The organism is Citrifermentans bemidjiense Bem (assembly GCF_000020725.1).
Taxonomy (GTDB): domain Bacteria; phylum Desulfobacterota; class Desulfuromonadia; order Geobacterales; family Geobacteraceae; genus Geomonas; species Geomonas bemidjiensis.
Map to the genome: position 1 here is coordinate 562933 of NC_011146.1, position 14207 is coordinate 577139.

The 14207-nt window shown below is 61.0% G+C and carries 9 protein-coding genes and 1 pseudogene; 6 read left to right on the forward strand and 4 right to left on the reverse strand.

Annotated features, from left to right (window positions below):
• The first annotated feature begins 671 nt into the window (after positions 1 to 671).
• Entirely contained in the window at positions 672 to 2267 is a 1596-nt protein-coding gene (locus GBEM_RS02305) for an acetyl-CoA hydrolase/transferase C-terminal domain-containing protein (protein ID WP_012528904.1), read from the forward strand.
• A 74-nt stretch (positions 2268 to 2341) separates the two neighbouring features.
• Here GBEM_RS02305 and GBEM_RS21655 read toward each other — a convergent pair whose 3' ends face one another.
• From GBEM_RS21655 to xerC, 3 genes and pseudogenes are all read right to left on the reverse strand, one after another.
• Positions 2342 to 2698: a response regulator gene (locus tag GBEM_RS21655; protein WP_264175523.1), complete on the reverse strand. Its 357-nt coding sequence runs from the start codon at positions 2696 to 2698 to the stop codon at positions 2342 to 2344.
• Positions 2699 to 2918: 220 nt separating this feature from the next.
• A pseudogene (locus GBEM_RS21995) lies at positions 2919 to 4871 on the reverse strand (GAF domain-containing protein); the annotation flags it as partial.
• Positions 4872 to 5027: 156 nt separating this feature from the next.
• Positions 5028 to 5909 (reverse strand): tyrosine recombinase XerC, encoded by an 882-nt coding sequence (gene xerC, locus GBEM_RS02315; protein WP_012528906.1) that lies wholly within the window; start codon positions 5907 to 5909, stop codon positions 5028 to 5030.
• A 55-nt stretch (positions 5910 to 5964) separates the two neighbouring features.
• Here xerC and GBEM_RS02320 point away from each other — a divergent pair, with 55 nt between their 5' ends.
• The 5 genes from GBEM_RS02320 (at position 5965) to GBEM_RS02340 (ending at position 12605) form a co-directional block, all read left to right on the forward strand.
• A complete protein-coding gene (locus GBEM_RS02320) occupies positions 5965 to 7101 on the forward strand; it encodes a DUF362 domain-containing protein (protein ID WP_012528907.1) in 1137 nt (378 codons plus the stop codon).
• Positions 7102 to 7590: 489 nt separating this feature from the next.
• Complete coding sequence (locus GBEM_RS02325; RefSeq protein WP_012528908.1) at positions 7591 to 9045, forward strand: lytic transglycosylase domain-containing protein; 1455 nt, start codon at positions 7591 to 7593, stop codon at positions 9043 to 9045.
• A gap of 69 nt (positions 9046 to 9114) precedes the next feature.
• Positions 9115 to 9846, forward strand: coding sequence for a hypothetical protein (locus tag GBEM_RS02330; protein ID WP_012528909.1), 732 nt, complete (start codon positions 9115 to 9117; stop codon positions 9844 to 9846).
• A gap of 102 nt (positions 9847 to 9948) precedes the next feature.
• Entirely contained in the window at positions 9949 to 11754 is a 1806-nt protein-coding gene (gene typA, locus GBEM_RS02335; protein WP_012528910.1) for a translational GTPase TypA, read from the forward strand.
• An 80-nt stretch (positions 11755 to 11834) separates the two neighbouring features.
• Positions 11835 to 12605: an outer membrane protein assembly factor BamD gene (locus GBEM_RS02340; protein ID WP_012528911.1), complete on the forward strand. Its 771-nt coding sequence runs from the start codon at positions 11835 to 11837 to the stop codon at positions 12603 to 12605.
• Positions 12606 to 12649: 44 nt separating this feature from the next.
• Here the strand turns inward: GBEM_RS02340 and GBEM_RS02345 are convergent, their stop codons facing one another.
• Complete coding sequence (locus tag GBEM_RS02345; RefSeq protein WP_264175524.1) at positions 12650 to 13921, reverse strand: GGDEF domain-containing response regulator; 1272 nt, start codon at positions 13919 to 13921, stop codon at positions 12650 to 12652.
• Positions 13922 to 14207 lie beyond the last annotated feature (286 nt).

Genomic DNA, 14207 nt, shown 5'->3' on the forward strand with positions numbered 1-14207 from the left:
GTACCTTCTTTGGGTGCGGCCTTTTTTTATCGCCAGAGGGGGCGCCGGCGGCGCTTCATGGCCCTTTGGCAGCGTTTCTGTTCTATTTTGGAGTGGATCGGGCGCGCATTTATTGCGATACGGCGTTTGCTCTTTCCGGTAAGGGTAACTCTCGCAGCATCGCCGCTGAGGCCGGTACTGGACCTGACAACAGCGGCTTGTACTACGGTGGAAAAGAACACTCTTTGGCCGTAGTTTCAAGGGAGTAAATGCTATCTGCCGGAGTGATACCTCGAAGGGCGAACTGTTTGGTATCACATAAAAAATGCGCATGACTGGAAGTGAACGGCATCGCCGTAATACACGAAACATTTTTTTATTCTTGACTGCAACGGCGCGTTCAGATTAGATTGCATACTGTATACATCGTATACGGGTTATGGTAAGACAGCATTAACCAGCTTCAGTCGCAGTCAAAGCTGGTAGTGGGGGCTGGATAAAGCCTTGGGTTATTACCGCTTGACTCTCTTTGTTCTCTTCAGTAGAATCCGGTTCTAATTTTCCCCAGACACATGCCTGCGCGTCACAGGATCAGTCAGTCGGCCGGTCGGGCGTCGGTGCCAAACTCTTATAAATTATCAGCTTAGCGGCTGATCGTAGTCGTAGACACCAAAACAGAACAGGAGGAAGTTATGTCCCAGTACGGCACACTGCAAGACCGGGTAAAATGCAAACAACTATTGAACAAGGTCATGGCTCCCGAGCAGACTATTGAGTTCTTCAAGAACGGGATGAACCTTGGCTGGTCCGGTTTTACTCCGGCTGGTTACCCGAAAGTGGTGCCTATCGCCCTGGCTGACCATGTTGAGAAGAACAACCTGCAGGGCAAACTGAGATTCAACCTCTTTATCGGCGCTTCCGTCGGCGCCGAGACCGAAGACCGTTGGGCGACTCTGGACATGATCGACCGCCGCTGGCCGTACCAGACCGGCAAGAACATCGCAGCAGGCATCAACGCCGGCCGCATCCGCATGGGCGACAAGCACCTCTCCCTGTTCGCGCAGGACCTGGGCTACGGCTTCTACACCAAGGACTCCGAAAGCGGCAAGCTCGACCTCGCCATCATCGAAGTCTCCGCCATCAAAGAAGACGGCTCCCTGGTTCCGACCTCTTCCTGCGGCGTCATCCCCGAAATCCTCATGATCTGCGACAAGATCATCGTCGAGGTGAACACCGGACAGCCCTCCTTCGAAGGGATCCACGACCTCTTGACCCCGCTCACCCCGCCGAACCGCCAGATCCTCGGCATCACCCATGCCGGCGAGAGGATCGGTTCGACCTCGATCCCCTGCGACCCGAGCAAGATCGTCGCCGTGGTCGAGTCCAAGCTGCGCGACCAGGGGCGTGCCTTTGCCGAGCAGGACGACACCTCCGAGGCGATCGCAAACCACATCATCGACTTCTTCACCCACGAGGTGAAAGCCGGCCGTCTGCCGAAGAACCTCCTCCCGATCCAGTCGGGCGTAGGCTCCATCGCCAACGCCGTTATCGGCGGCCTCGCCAAGGGCCCCTTCTCCAACCTGACCGTCTACACCGAGGTGCTCCAGGACACCATGCTCGACCTGTTCGATTCCGGCAAGCTCGACGCGGCCTCCTCCTGCTCGCTCTCCCTCTCGGCGACCCCGGGCTTCCCGCGCTTCTTCGAGAACATGGACAAGTACTTCGACAAGATCACCCTGCGTCCGCTCTCCATCTCCAACGCTCCTGAGCCGATCCGCAGGCTTGGGTGCATCGCGATGAACACCCCGGTCGAGATCGACATCTACGCACACGCCAACTCCACCCTGGTCGGCGGTACCCGCATGATCAACGGCCTGGGCGGCTCGGGCGACTTCCTCAGGAACGGCTTCCTGAAGATGATGCACACCCCGTCCTCCCGTCCGAGCAAGACCGACCCCAACGGCATCTCCTGCGTGGTGCCGCACTGCTCGCACATCGACCACACCGAGCACGACCTCGACTGCGTCATCACCGAGCAGGGCCTGGCCGACCTGCGCGGCATGGCTCCGAAAGAGCGCGCCCGCCGCATCATCGAGAAGTGCGCGCACCCGGACTACAAGCCGCAGCTCACCGAGTACCTCAACATCGCCGAGAAAGAGTGCCTGGCGAAGAAGGTCGGCCACGAGCCGCAGCTTTGGGACCGCGCCTTCAAGATGCACCTCAACCTCGAGAAGAACGGCACCATGAAGCTCAAGAACTGGGACGTCAAGATCGACCTCTGCGAGTAATCGCTCCCACCTTGACTGCAGTAAAAAAAGCCCCGCCGGGAATCCGGCGGGGCTTTTTTGTCTCCGTGTCAGGGTCAGCCGCGGGTGAGCATCTCCTGCCTCATCCCCCGGCCGGTGCCGAGCAGGCGCCTGACCGCCAAGAGCAGGGGGCGCGGCTGGCAAGGCTTGGCGAGGAAGCTCCCCTCGGGCAGAACCGCCCGGCCGGCGTCGACCTCTTCGGGGGGGTAGGCGCTGGTGAAAAGGACCTTGAGGTCGGGGTTGCATTTAGCGATCGCGTCGAAGGCGTCGCGGCCGTTCATCCTCGGCATCACCAGGTCCATGATCACCAGCTTGATCTGGTCCTGGTGGGCCAGGAATTTTTCCAGCGCCTCGCGGCCGTCGGCCGCCTCGATGACGCGGTAGCCGTGCTGCTGCAGCAGTTCGGTCGTCACCCTCCGGACCTCCAGGGCATCTTCGGCCACGAGGATGGTTTCGCAGCCGGCGCAGGGAAGAGGCGCGGCCAGGGGCGCCTGCGCGGGCGCGGAGATCTCCTGCAGCAGGGGGAGATGGATAAGGAAGCAGGCCCCTTCCCCAGGGGTGCTTTCCACCTCTATGAACCCCCCCGTTTTGCTGCACGATCCCCTGGACTATGGCAAGCCCCAGCCCCGTCCCCTGCCCGGTCTCCTTGGTGGTGAAGAAAGGCTCGAAGAGCCTGCCCCGCGTCGCCTCATCCATCCCCCTCCCGGTGTCTCTGACCGAAAGCCTCGCGTAGCGCCCCCCCCTTTTTACGCCGTGCGCCCTGTCGGAGTCGGGGGGGAATGTCACTACCGCGGTCTCTATGGTGAGAACCCCTGCGTTGTTCATGGCGTCGCGTGCGTTGGTGGCCAGGTTCATCACTACCTGGTCCAACTGCCCGGCGTCGGCGAGGACCGTGGGCGACTCATGGCAAAGCGAAACCTTGAGCTCGATCTGTCTGGAGATGAGACGCCCCAGCAGCTTCTCCATCTGCCCTACGATCCGGTTCAGGTCCACCGGTTGGGGATTGGCGGCCTGGTTCCTGCCGAAGGCGAGGAGCCCCCGGGTAAGGTAGGTGGCGCGCTCGGAGGCGTTCAGCACCTCGTCGAGGTACTGGAAAGGTATGGTGCCGGGATCGAGGTTCGCCTGGGCCAGACTGGCGAAGCCGATGATCGCGGTGAGCAGGTTGTTGAAGTCGTGCGCGACGCCGCTGGCCAACTCGCCTATGGCCTCCCTTTTCTGCGACTGGCGCAACTGCTCAGTCATGCTCCTCTCGTTATCGATGTAGATCGCGTTCCGGATGCTTATCCCGATCACCGGCGCCACCCCCATCAGCAGGCTCATGTCGCTGCCGACCAGGGGCCTCTTGGTCCGCACGTTGTCCATGGCGAGAACCCCAAGCGATTCCCCCTCGCAGACTATGGGGCAGCAGATGAACGACTGTGCCCCCATATGCTGCGCGAAGAGCACGCTCTGCGGCGAGTGCAGCGAGGCCACCCGGGAGAAGTCGTTGATCAGGTAAGGTTTATGCTGGGTGAAGCAGGTGGCGAAGACCCCCTGCGAATCGGGGTTGTCCAGGCTGAAGCAGGCGTCCTGCAAGGTCTTCAGCTGGGACTCGTCGTAGCCGAAACCGACGCGGAACTTGAGGGTAGCCCGGTTGGCGTCGGCCAGAAGTATCATCCCGCGGTCGTAGCCGAGCCTCATTTCCAGCGCCGCGACGATGTTGTCGAGCAGTTGGTCCTTGTTCGTCTGCTTGCTGACTGCCTGGCCGACCTCGTTGACCATCAGGGCGTTCTGGTAATTGGTGGCAGTCTGTTCCAGGAGTTCGTCCGTCGACTCTTTAAGGTTGACCAGCGCCGCATGCGGTTCCCGTTTTTCCAGGTGGGAGGCTAGGTGGCTCAAGGCGCAGAAGAAGGCCAGAAACAGCGGGCCCAGCGACAGGGCGGTCCAGGGGAACGGGTGATGGAAAACCAGGGCTAGGGCTACCATCCCCGCGGTGAATAGGTTCCGGGTCGTGCGCAGCCGCCGCGGCAGGCTGTTACGCCACGAGATGACGTAGCGGCAGCAGGCGCCACCCTTGAAGGTGCACTCGGAGTGATCGATGAGGGGGGATTCGCAGTTGAAGCTTGCCAGTATGGCCTCGAAGAAGCCGATGCGGTTCTCGCACTGGAAGGGGCGCTCCTTAACCCCGGGAAGCGGGGTCACCGTGATCTCCACCTTGTTGGTTGCGAGCTTCCTGCATGCGAAGCGCGAAGACCTGGTGAAGTTGGAGCTGGATTGGTTGATGGTGAAAAAGGCGTTGCCGGGACCGATCAGCCCGAGGACGTACTTTCCTATGAAGCCCAGCGAGTCGCGGGAGGCGGCGTACCTCCCCCCCTCGCGCGCGATGCCGGGATTCCCGGTCAGCTGCACCAACCGTTCGTTGAACCGGTCCACCTGGGACTGGGTGAACCAGTGGGCGGCGTCGGTCACTTGATATGGGCTGATTCCGGCGTAGTCGAGGATGTCGGCGTGGTCGACCTCGCCGTACCTGCTGTTGAGCAAATTGAGGTAGGTGAGCAGTATCCTGCTGTTGTAGAGCTGCTTCTGCGTCATCGGGGCGGGCTCCATCAGTGTTCTGCTGCTGGGTCCAGGCTGCGGATGGTGGGGGCTGTCTCATTCTGAGACGTGCGCCGTCCAACTTACAACGTATTGCGCCGCTGTGCAAGGCTCTGTTTACTTAAATATATAGAATTAAAGTGGATTAACCGCACAAGTGGTGTGGGATTACTCGCGCGCCTTGGGGTGGGCCTTGTCGTAGACCTCCATCAGCTTGTCGATGCTGACGTGGGTGTATTTCTGGGTGGTAGAGAGCGAGGCGTGCCCCAGTAGCTCCTGGATGGCGCGCAGGTCGGCGCCTCCTTCCAGCAGATGGGTGGCAAAGGTGTGGCGCAGGGTGTGCGGGGAGACCTTGCGCATGGCGGCGATCAGGAGCATGTGAGCGTCGACGATGCGCGCCACGCTGCGCCGGGTGAGCCGCCCCCCCCGGGCGTTCAGGATCAGCGGCTCGGCAGGCCCCGGGTCCGCGCGCTCGGCGAGATAGGCGGCAAGGGCGCTTCTGGCGCAGGATCCCACCGGGACCAGCCGCTCTTTCCCCCCTTTGCCCATGACCCGCGCAAGGCCCGCTGCGAGATCCATGTCGCCCACGTTCATGCCGGTCAGCTCGCTCACCCTGATGCCGCAGGAGTAGAGCGTCTCCAGGACGGCGCGGTCCCGAAGCGGCAGCCCGGAGCTGCCGGCGGGCGCTGTCACCAGCGCGCTGACCTGGTCGATGTTGAGATGGAACGGGAGCCGTTTCTCCTTTTTCGGGGTGCTCACCAGCTCGGCCGGATTTTTCTCCAGCTTCCCCTCGCGCATAAGGTACCGAAAAAGCGCCCTGATGGCGGAAAGCTTGCGGCCGATGGAGCTCTTGGCGCATCCCTTGTGCAGCTGCGCCAGGTAGCGTCTGATGGCCAAGTGGTCCACCTCTTCTGCGCGCGGCGCCTCCCGCTCCCTGGCCAGGAACGAGAGGAACTGCTCCAGGTCGCTTCGGTAGGCGGCGAGCGTGTGGGGGGAGACGTTGCGCTCGGTCTCCAGGTAGCTATAGAATTGCTCCAGTTCGGCTTTCATGGTATGGAATCTTACTCATGAAGGCGCCGCTTGACAACGAATTTCCGGAGGGGGCATGTACCAGGTTGCCGTAGAGAAGGTGGGTGATTACCGGCGGGAGCTGGTTCAGGAAGGATTGGCGCGGCTTCTGGCCCGACTCGGGGGGATGGAGCGCTTTGTGAAGCCCGGCGAGCGGGTGCTGATCAAGCCGAACCTACTTTCCGCGAAGCCACCCGAGGCCGCCGTCACCACGCACCCGGAGCTGTTGCGGGCCGTGATCCTGCAGGTGCAGCAGGCGGGGGGGATCGCGCTCGTCGGGGATTCCCCGGGAATAGGGAGTGCCGTAAAGGTAGCCAGGCGCTCGGGGATGCTGGCGGTGATCGAGGAGACCGGGGCCGAGTTCGTCCCCTTCGTGGAGAGCCGCGAGGTCCAAGGCTCCGGGGTTTACCGCCGCTTTGAGCTGGCCGCCCCCTATCTGGAGGCGCAGCGCCTGATCAACCTTCCCAAGCTGAAGACCCACGAGATGATGACCATGACCTGCTGCGTCAAGAACCTCTTCGGCGCCATAGTGGGGACGCAGAAGGCGGCCTGGCACCTGAAGGCCGGTGCGGACAAGGATCTTTTCGCCCGGATGCTGTTGGAGGTGTACCGGCTGCGCGAGCCGGACCTGAATATCGTGGACGCAATCGTAGGGATGGAGGGGAACGGCCCGGGAAGCGGCGACCCCTGCCAGGTCGGCCTCCTTTTGGCAGGGGATAACGCCCTCGCGGTGGACCAGGTCGCCGCGGAGATCGCCGGCATCCCGAAAAAGCTCCTCTACGTGGAAAACGCCGCGCGGCAAATGAAGCTTCCCGGAGCCGAGCGTGCGGAGGTCGAGTGCCTGGGGCTGGATTCTAATGAAGTCCCTTTCCGGAGCTTCCGTCTCCCCCATCTGTCCGACGTCCAGTTCGGACTCCCGGCCTTTTTGAAGCATCGGCTCAGAAACCAGTTGACCTCCCGCCCCGAGGTGGTGGAGGGGGCATGCCGGCTCTGTGAAGTCTGCGTAAAGACTTGCCCTCCGGGCGCGATCAGGGTGGAGGGGGGGAGGCTGCGCTTCGATTACCGGCGCTGCATCCGCTGTTTTTGCTGCCGTGAACTCTGTCCGCACGCGGCGCTGAGGCTAAAGGACGGCTGGCTTCTTTCTCTAATAAAAAAGAGCGGCACCCCCCTTTAATTCGCCCCGGGGGCGGGTTGACATTGAAGAACCCGAGTATTATATTTGCAGCATCCTCCGGGAAGCACACAGCGAGGGATGGAAATCCAACAGGGAAAAGGAGACTCATTATGTGGACTAATTTTTATATGATTCGCCCCGTAACCCGCTGCAAAGAGGGTTGCCCTAGTTAGCCCGCCGGGTAAAAGCGGCGGGCGTTCCAGCAAAAAGCCCCCCGCCATTCCGGCAGGGGGCTTTTTCATTTTTACCGCCGGTTGCCGCTGCTGCCAGCGCCTTCCTCCGAGCACCGACAGTTCCCTCCCCCTTACCTCGTCTGCTTTTTTGCCTGCAGTTTCGCAGCTTCTTTCCGATAAGTTCCGGTAGCCGGCATCGCGCCGCCCCCTTGGACGACCCTGCTAAAAGCCCCTTTGAATTGACAACTCCGCTAAATTCCGCTATTCTGCGCGCCGGTGCGTTCGCCAGCGGTACAACCCCGTAAACAGGTATTGAATGATCAAAACGACCCTTATCATACTGTCACTGTTGTTCTCTACCACCGCTTTCGCCGCGCCGGCCAGCACGGCCGCCGAACAGCGAGACCTGGCCCGGGCCATGCAGGTCGCCTCCAACTCCTCCGACGTCGCGCTCTCCAAAGGGCTCGGCCTCACCCCCTCCGATTTTTCCGACGACGAAGATTTCAGCGACGATTCCCAGGATTACGACCTTAAGCTGCCGGAGATGGAACTTCCCGACTCCGATATTCCGCTTACCTTCAACACCAAGGTGGACTACTTCGTCCGCTACTTCCAGGGGCCGGCGCGCCCGGTCTTCGCCAAGTGGCTCTCCCGCAGCGAGCGCTATATCCCGATGATGAAGACCGTGCTCAAGAAGGAAGGGCTCCCGGAGGATCTGGTCTACCTGGCCATGATCGAGAGCGGATTCATGACCCACGCGGTGTCGGTGGCGAGCGCGGTCGGCCCGTGGCAGTTCATGCCGGCAACGGGAAAGCGCTATGCGCTGAGGATCGACCCCTGGGTCGACGAGAGACGCGATCCCCTGAAGGCCACGATCGCCGCGGCGCTCTATTTAAAAGAGCTCTATGCCCTGTTCAACAACGACTGGTACCTGGCGGCTGCAGGGTACAACGCGGGTGAGAACAAGATCCTGCGCGCCATCAACATGTACAACACCCGCGACTTCTGGGAGATCTCCAAGGGGAGCTACCTGGCCCGCGAGACCAAGGATTACGTCCCGAAACTTCTGGCTGCAGCCATCATCGCCAAGGAACCGGCCAAGCACGGCTTCGCAGACGTGGCCTACCTCCCCCCCATCGAATTCGACGTGGTGAAGATCCCGTCGCGCACGGACCTGGAGGTGGTAGCCAAGGCTTGCGGGGTCTCGGTGCAGACCATCCGCGACTTGAACCCTGCGCTGCGCCGCGGCTCCACTCCGCCGGACTACCCGGGGTACCAGCTGAAGGTTCCCCGAGGGGCGGCAGCCTCCTTCGAGACCGAGTACGCCAAGGTGCCCGAGTCCGAGCGCTACACCGAGAAGGTGAAGCACGTGCGCTACCGCGCCAAGAAGAAGGACACCCTCGTCTCCATCGCCAGACGCTTCAAGACCACGCCGCAGGCTATTGCCGAGCTGAACGACCTGGGGCACAAGAAGGCCGCGAAGCTCCACGGCAAGGTGCTGACCGTCCCGGTGCTGGTAGCGGCTCAGGGCGAGCAGACATCGACTCCGGCCCTGGCTGAGGCGAAGGCGGAGGCCAAGGAGTTCCACAAGTACTACACCGTGAAGAAGGGCGATACCCTTGCCTCCCTGGCCAAAAGGTTCAACGTCACGGCGCGGGTTCTCTCGGCCTGGAACAACCTGAAGACCAGGGTGGCGCTGAAACCCGGCAAGCGCATCATCGTCGCCAAGTACCAGGAGAAGAAGGGCGCCGGGGCACGGGACTCGGGATAGCCGGCAGCGCACCAAACACCCACACCTAACAATTCACCCCTCAAGCAGCACGAAAGGATAAGCCAGACCATGTATAACCTTCTCATCTCCGCAGGCGCGGCCGTTGCAGTTTTCCTCATCGTCTCCCTCTCCGCAGGTTTCCAGCAGTACTGGTGGGCCGGGGCCCTTGCCGCTCTGGTGGTCTTTTTGGGGAGTTTCCTCGTCATCTCCCGGATCGTCACCAAGAAGCTCGAGGCGATCATGGAACCTGCCATGAAGGACATTCAGGCCCAGCGCTTCGAAAAAGGGATCCGCGACCTGAAAAGCGCTCTGCGCTTCGGCAAATGGCAGATCTACGTGGAGAGCCAGATCAACTCCGCCATCGGCATGGTCTACTTCGTTAGGCGCGACTTCTCCACCGCGTTCCCCTACCTGGAAAAAGGGTTCTTCAAGAACTGGGTCACCATGGGGATGCTCGCCGTCACCTACATGAAGCGCAACAAGCAGGACAAGATGAAGGAGACCTTCGACAAGGCGCTGATGGGTACGCCCAAGGAGTCGCTCCTCTACGCCCTCTACGCCTACTGCCTGAACGAGATCGGCGAAACGGTGAAGGGGTGCGAGGTGCTGGCCAAGGGGGTTTCCAAGCTCCCGGGGGACGAGAACTTGAAGCAGAACCTGGAGCTCCTGCGCGAAGGGAAGAAGATGAAGATGAAGGGTTACGGCGAGATGTGGCTGCAATTCCACCTGGAAAGCCTCGGGACCATTCAGAAACAGCAGATGGCCGCGATGGGCGGAAGACGGCGTATCATAAGAAAATAACTTGTCAAGTGTGGCGAAATATGCCATATTGAGCTGTTTTTAAGACGGGCTCCATGCTCGTCTTTTTATTTTAGGTGTCCAAGCAAAGAGGAGCTGCAACCCATGCAGGAGAAGATCAGAAACATAGCGATCATCGCACACGTCGACCACGGCAAGACTACCCTGGTCGACGCGATGCTTAAGCAGTCCGGCGTATTCAGAGAAAACGAGGCGATCACCGAGAGGGTGATGGATTCCAACGACCTGGAGAAGGAACGCGGCATCACCATCCTCGCCAAGAACCTTTCCATCCACCACGGCGGCTACAAGATCAACATCGTGGATACCCCGGGCCACGCCGATTTCGGCGGCGAGGTGGAGCGCGTGCTGAAGATGGTCGACTCGGTGCTCTTGCTGGTGGACGCCCTCGACGGCCCGATGCCGCAGACCCGCTTCGTGCTCAAGAAGTCGCTCGACCTGGGCCTTAAGCCGATCGTCGTGATCAACAAGGTCGACCGTCCCGGCGCCCGCCCCGCCGAGGTCGTGGACATGGTGTTCGACCTCTTCTGCGAACTGCAGGCCTCCGACGCCCAGCTCGACTTCGCCATCTGCTATACCAGCGCCAAGATGGGTTACGCCATGCGCGAAATGGAGCATCCCTCCGAGAACATGGAGCCGCTTTTCGAGCTGATCAAGGAAAACGTCCATCCTCCCGAGGGGGACGCGGCCGCTCCCTTCCAGCTGCTGGTTACCAACATCGACTACAACGACTACATCGGCCGTATCGCCACCGGGAAGATCTTCAACGGCAAGGTTAGCTCCGGCGAGACCGTCGCCCTCATCAAGCGCGACGGCACCATCTCCAAGGCGCGCGTCACCAAGCTCTTAGGGTACGAGGGGCTGAAGCAGGTCGAGATCGCCGAGGCGTTCACCGGCGACATCGTCACCATCGCAGGGTTCACCGAAGTGGGTATCGGCGAGAGCTTGGCTGCCGCCGACAACCCGATCCCGCTTCCCTACGTCGCCATCGACGAGCCGACCCTCTCCATGAACTTCATCGTCAACTCCTCCCCCTTCGCCGGGCGCGAGGGGAAGCTGGTCACCTCCAGGAACATCCGCGAGCGCCTGGACCGGGAGCTTAGGACCAACGTGTCGCTGCGGGTTTCCGACACCTCCAACGCCGATACCTTCCAGGTCTCCGGCCGCGGCGAGCTGCACCTCTCCATCCTGATCGAGAACATGCGCCGTGAAGGTTTCGAGATGGCGGTCTCCAAACCCGAGGTCATCATGCGCATGGTGAACGGCGTGCGCCACGAGCCGATGGAATACCTGGTGGTGGACGTCCCCGCCGAGTACCAGGGGGCCATCATCGAGCGCATGGGACCCCGTAAGGGGGAGATGGCAGCCATGACGCCGATGGGCGATACCATCCGTCTTGAGTTCATCGTTCCGGCCCGCGGCCTGATCGGCCTCAGGGGCGAGTTCCTCACCGAGACCCGCGGCACCGCGGTGATCACCCATACCTTCCACGAGTACGCCCCCTACAAAGGGGAGATCCCGGGCAGGAAGAACGGGGTGTTGATCGCCATGGAGCAGGGGGAGACAACTGCTTACTCGCTGGACGCGCTGCAGCCGCGCGGCATCCTGTTCCTCGGCGCGGGCGTCGAGGTGTACGGCGGCATGATCGTAGGCCAGCACGCGAAGGACAACGACCTCGAGGTGAACCCCTGCAAGGGGAAGAAGCTCACCAACGTGCGCGCCTCGGGCTCCGACGACGCCATCAAGCTCACTCCGCCGAGGCTGCTCACCCTGGAACAGGCGTTGGAGTTCATCGACGAAGACGAGCTGGTCGAGGTAACCCCTATGTCCATACGCCTCCGGAAGAAGTTTCTCGACCCCAACATGCGCAAGCGCGCCAACCGCAGCTAGAGAAAAATAGGTCCCCGGGGCACGAGCCGTCCCGGGGACCTTTGTCGCTGGGCCACCACCACCTGGAAAGGAGTCACCTCATGCAGCTTCGACCCCTGCGTCACCTTGCCCTTTGCTCTGCACTTTGCCTGATCAGTGCCTGCGCCTCGACCCCCGCACCGGTTAAAAGCGCGGACGCCCATTTCAAGGAAGGCGAGGCCGCCTACGCCTCGCGCAACTACGCCGAGGCGATCGAGAGTTGGAAGAAGGTGAAGGAGAGCGACACCGCCCCGGGGTTGACCAGCCAGGCGGAGCTGAAGATCGCCGACGCCCATTTCGAAAACAAGGCATACATCGAGGCGGCGGCAGCCTATGAAGACTTCCGCAAACTCCACCCGACCCACCCCCAGGCACCTTACGCGCTTTACCGGCTTGCCTTGAGCCACTACCAGCAGATAACCGGCACCGATACGGACCAGACCCCGGTGAAAAACGCGGTGGCGACCCTGGAGGCTTTTCTGGGGCAATACCCGCGGTCGGAATATGCCCCCGAACTCTCTGGAAAGCTTGCCGACTGCCGCGACAAACAGCTCGCCTACGAAAACTACGTAGGGAACTTCTACCTGAGGACCGAGAAATACCAGTCGGCGATCAAACGGCTGAACGAGGCGCTGGTGCGTTTCCCTGGACTGACCAGGCTGGACGACACCCTTTTTTATCTGGGGAAGGCATATCTTAAGGCGGGTGATGTGAAGCAGGGGAAGGTCGTTTTACAGAGGCTGGCCGCCGAGCATCCGGGAAGCCCCAGGAACAAGGAAGCTGCCGCACTGCTGCAGAAAGGCTTCGCCGACTACTCCTCTCACGGGGTGTAGCCGGGCAGGTTCGGTCGCAGTGAAGCGGGGAGCGGCGATTCGCCTCAGACGCTTATGTGGCGCTGCCTGAAGTGGGGAGTGCCGGCGCTGCGCCCTTTTTTCTCACGGTACATCCTTTGATCCGCAACGCGCCAGGCGGCGGAGAGCTCCTCGCCGTTTAAAGCGGTAGCCGCCCCTGTCGAGAGGCTTAAGGTTAGGGGGAAGCCGTGGTGTTCCTTGTTGCTTAGCAGCAGTTGCTGCTGCAGCCGCTCCATCGCCTCGACCAGGGCCGCCTCGTCGGTGTTGGGGAGCAGCGCCGCAAATTCGTCGCCGCCTATGCGCGCCGCCACGTCCTCCCTCCTGAAAGCGCTCTTCAACACCTCGGCAGCTTGTTTCAGCAGTTCGTCCCCAGCGGCGTGGCCGTACCGGTCGTTGGCCTCCTTGAGGCAGTCCACGTCTGCCATGACGATGCTGACCGGGAACTTGCGCCCCTTCTTAAGGCGCTCCAGTTCCTCATCGAAATAGGCGCGGTTGTAGATGCCGGTAAGCATGTCGTGGGTGCTTAAGTAGCGGAGCTTGGTCTCGGCGCGTTTTCTCTCGGAGATGTCGAGGAGCGCGCCGACGACGCCGCCGTCCGTAGACCCCGAGTTGCTGAAGGACGCGCTGTAGAAGATGACGTCGCGCTCTTCGCCGTCGGCGCAGGTGATGGTCCCTTCGAAGCTGCGCGGTCCGCTACCGCTTTCTGCCACCTCTTCCCCCCGGGTGTACAATGCCGCCAGGTCCGGCGGGAGGATGTCGTAGATGCTCTTGTTGATGCTCTCGCCCCGCTTCATCCCGATCTGCTCCTCGAAGGCCTTGTTGCAACCCAAATAGAGTCCGTTGGGGTCGTTGTAGAAGATGGGTGTGGGGAGGGTGTCGATCAGTATCTGGATGAAGGAGAGCTTGTCCTTGAGCTCCTGCTCGTGGCGGCGGTTCTGTTCGCGCAGTGCCGCGTCGGCGAGCCCCCTCTGCACGGCGGGGACCAAGCCGGTGAGGTTCCCCTTGAGCAGGAATCCGTCGGCGCCGCAACGTATAGCCTCAGCCGCGGCCTCTTCCCCGACCTTGCCGGAGATCATCAGGAAGGGAGTGTCGGTCCCTTTCTCCTTAAGGATTTTCAGAGCCTGCAGGCCGCTGAAGCCCGGCATGACGTAGTCGCAGATGATGATGTCCCACGGAGAGCCTTCCAAGGCGTCACACATGGCCTGGGCGCTGTCGACACGCTGGAACTGGACGTCGAAACCTCCCTGTTCCAACCGGATCACGATGAGCTGTGCATCGTCAGGAGCGTCTTCTACCATCAAAACTCTGAGCAATCTTCCCATGGAATGCTTCTCCTAAAACGCGATATAGACCCGAAACATCGGAGACACAGGATTGTACTTTACTAATGTGTAAAGGCAAGCTTTAATATTTGTGCTCATTAATGTAAAAGCTGCTCCTTTATCTGTAAGTTACTAACTTATCAGGTTTTTAGCCTCTGATGCAGGCTGAAGTATTAACCAAATTAACAATATTTTTTTTAAATTACATCGATTGATGAAAATTTATCAAGCAAATGACGTGCCACCTCTCAGAGGGCGGAGT

Excerpts from the sequence above, each read along its gene's own strand:
- GBEM_RS02305 (WP_012528904.1), top strand. The coding sequence starts at position 672 with ATGTCCCAGTACGGCACACTGCAAGACCGGGTAAAATGCAAACAACTA.
- xerC (WP_012528906.1), bottom strand. The coding sequence starts at position 5,909 with ATGAAAGCCGAACTGGAGCAATTCTATAGCTACCTGGAGACCGAGCGC.
- GBEM_RS02320 (WP_012528907.1), top strand. The coding sequence starts at position 5,965 with ATGTACCAGGTTGCCGTAGAGAAGGTGGGTGATTACCGGCGGGAGCTG.
- GBEM_RS02325 (WP_012528908.1), top strand. The coding sequence starts at position 7,591 with ATGATCAAAACGACCCTTATCATACTGTCACTGTTGTTCTCTACCACC.
- GBEM_RS02330 (WP_012528909.1), top strand. The coding sequence starts at position 9,115 with ATGTATAACCTTCTCATCTCCGCAGGCGCGGCCGTTGCAGTTTTCCTC.
- typA (WP_012528910.1), top strand. The coding sequence starts at position 9,949 with ATGCAGGAGAAGATCAGAAACATAGCGATCATCGCACACGTCGACCAC.
- GBEM_RS02340 (WP_012528911.1), top strand. The coding sequence starts at position 11,835 with ATGCAGCTTCGACCCCTGCGTCACCTTGCCCTTTGCTCTGCACTTTGC.
- GBEM_RS02345 (WP_264175524.1), bottom strand. The coding sequence starts at position 13,921 with ATGGTAGAAGACGCTCCTGACGATGCACAGCTCATCGTGATCCGGTTG.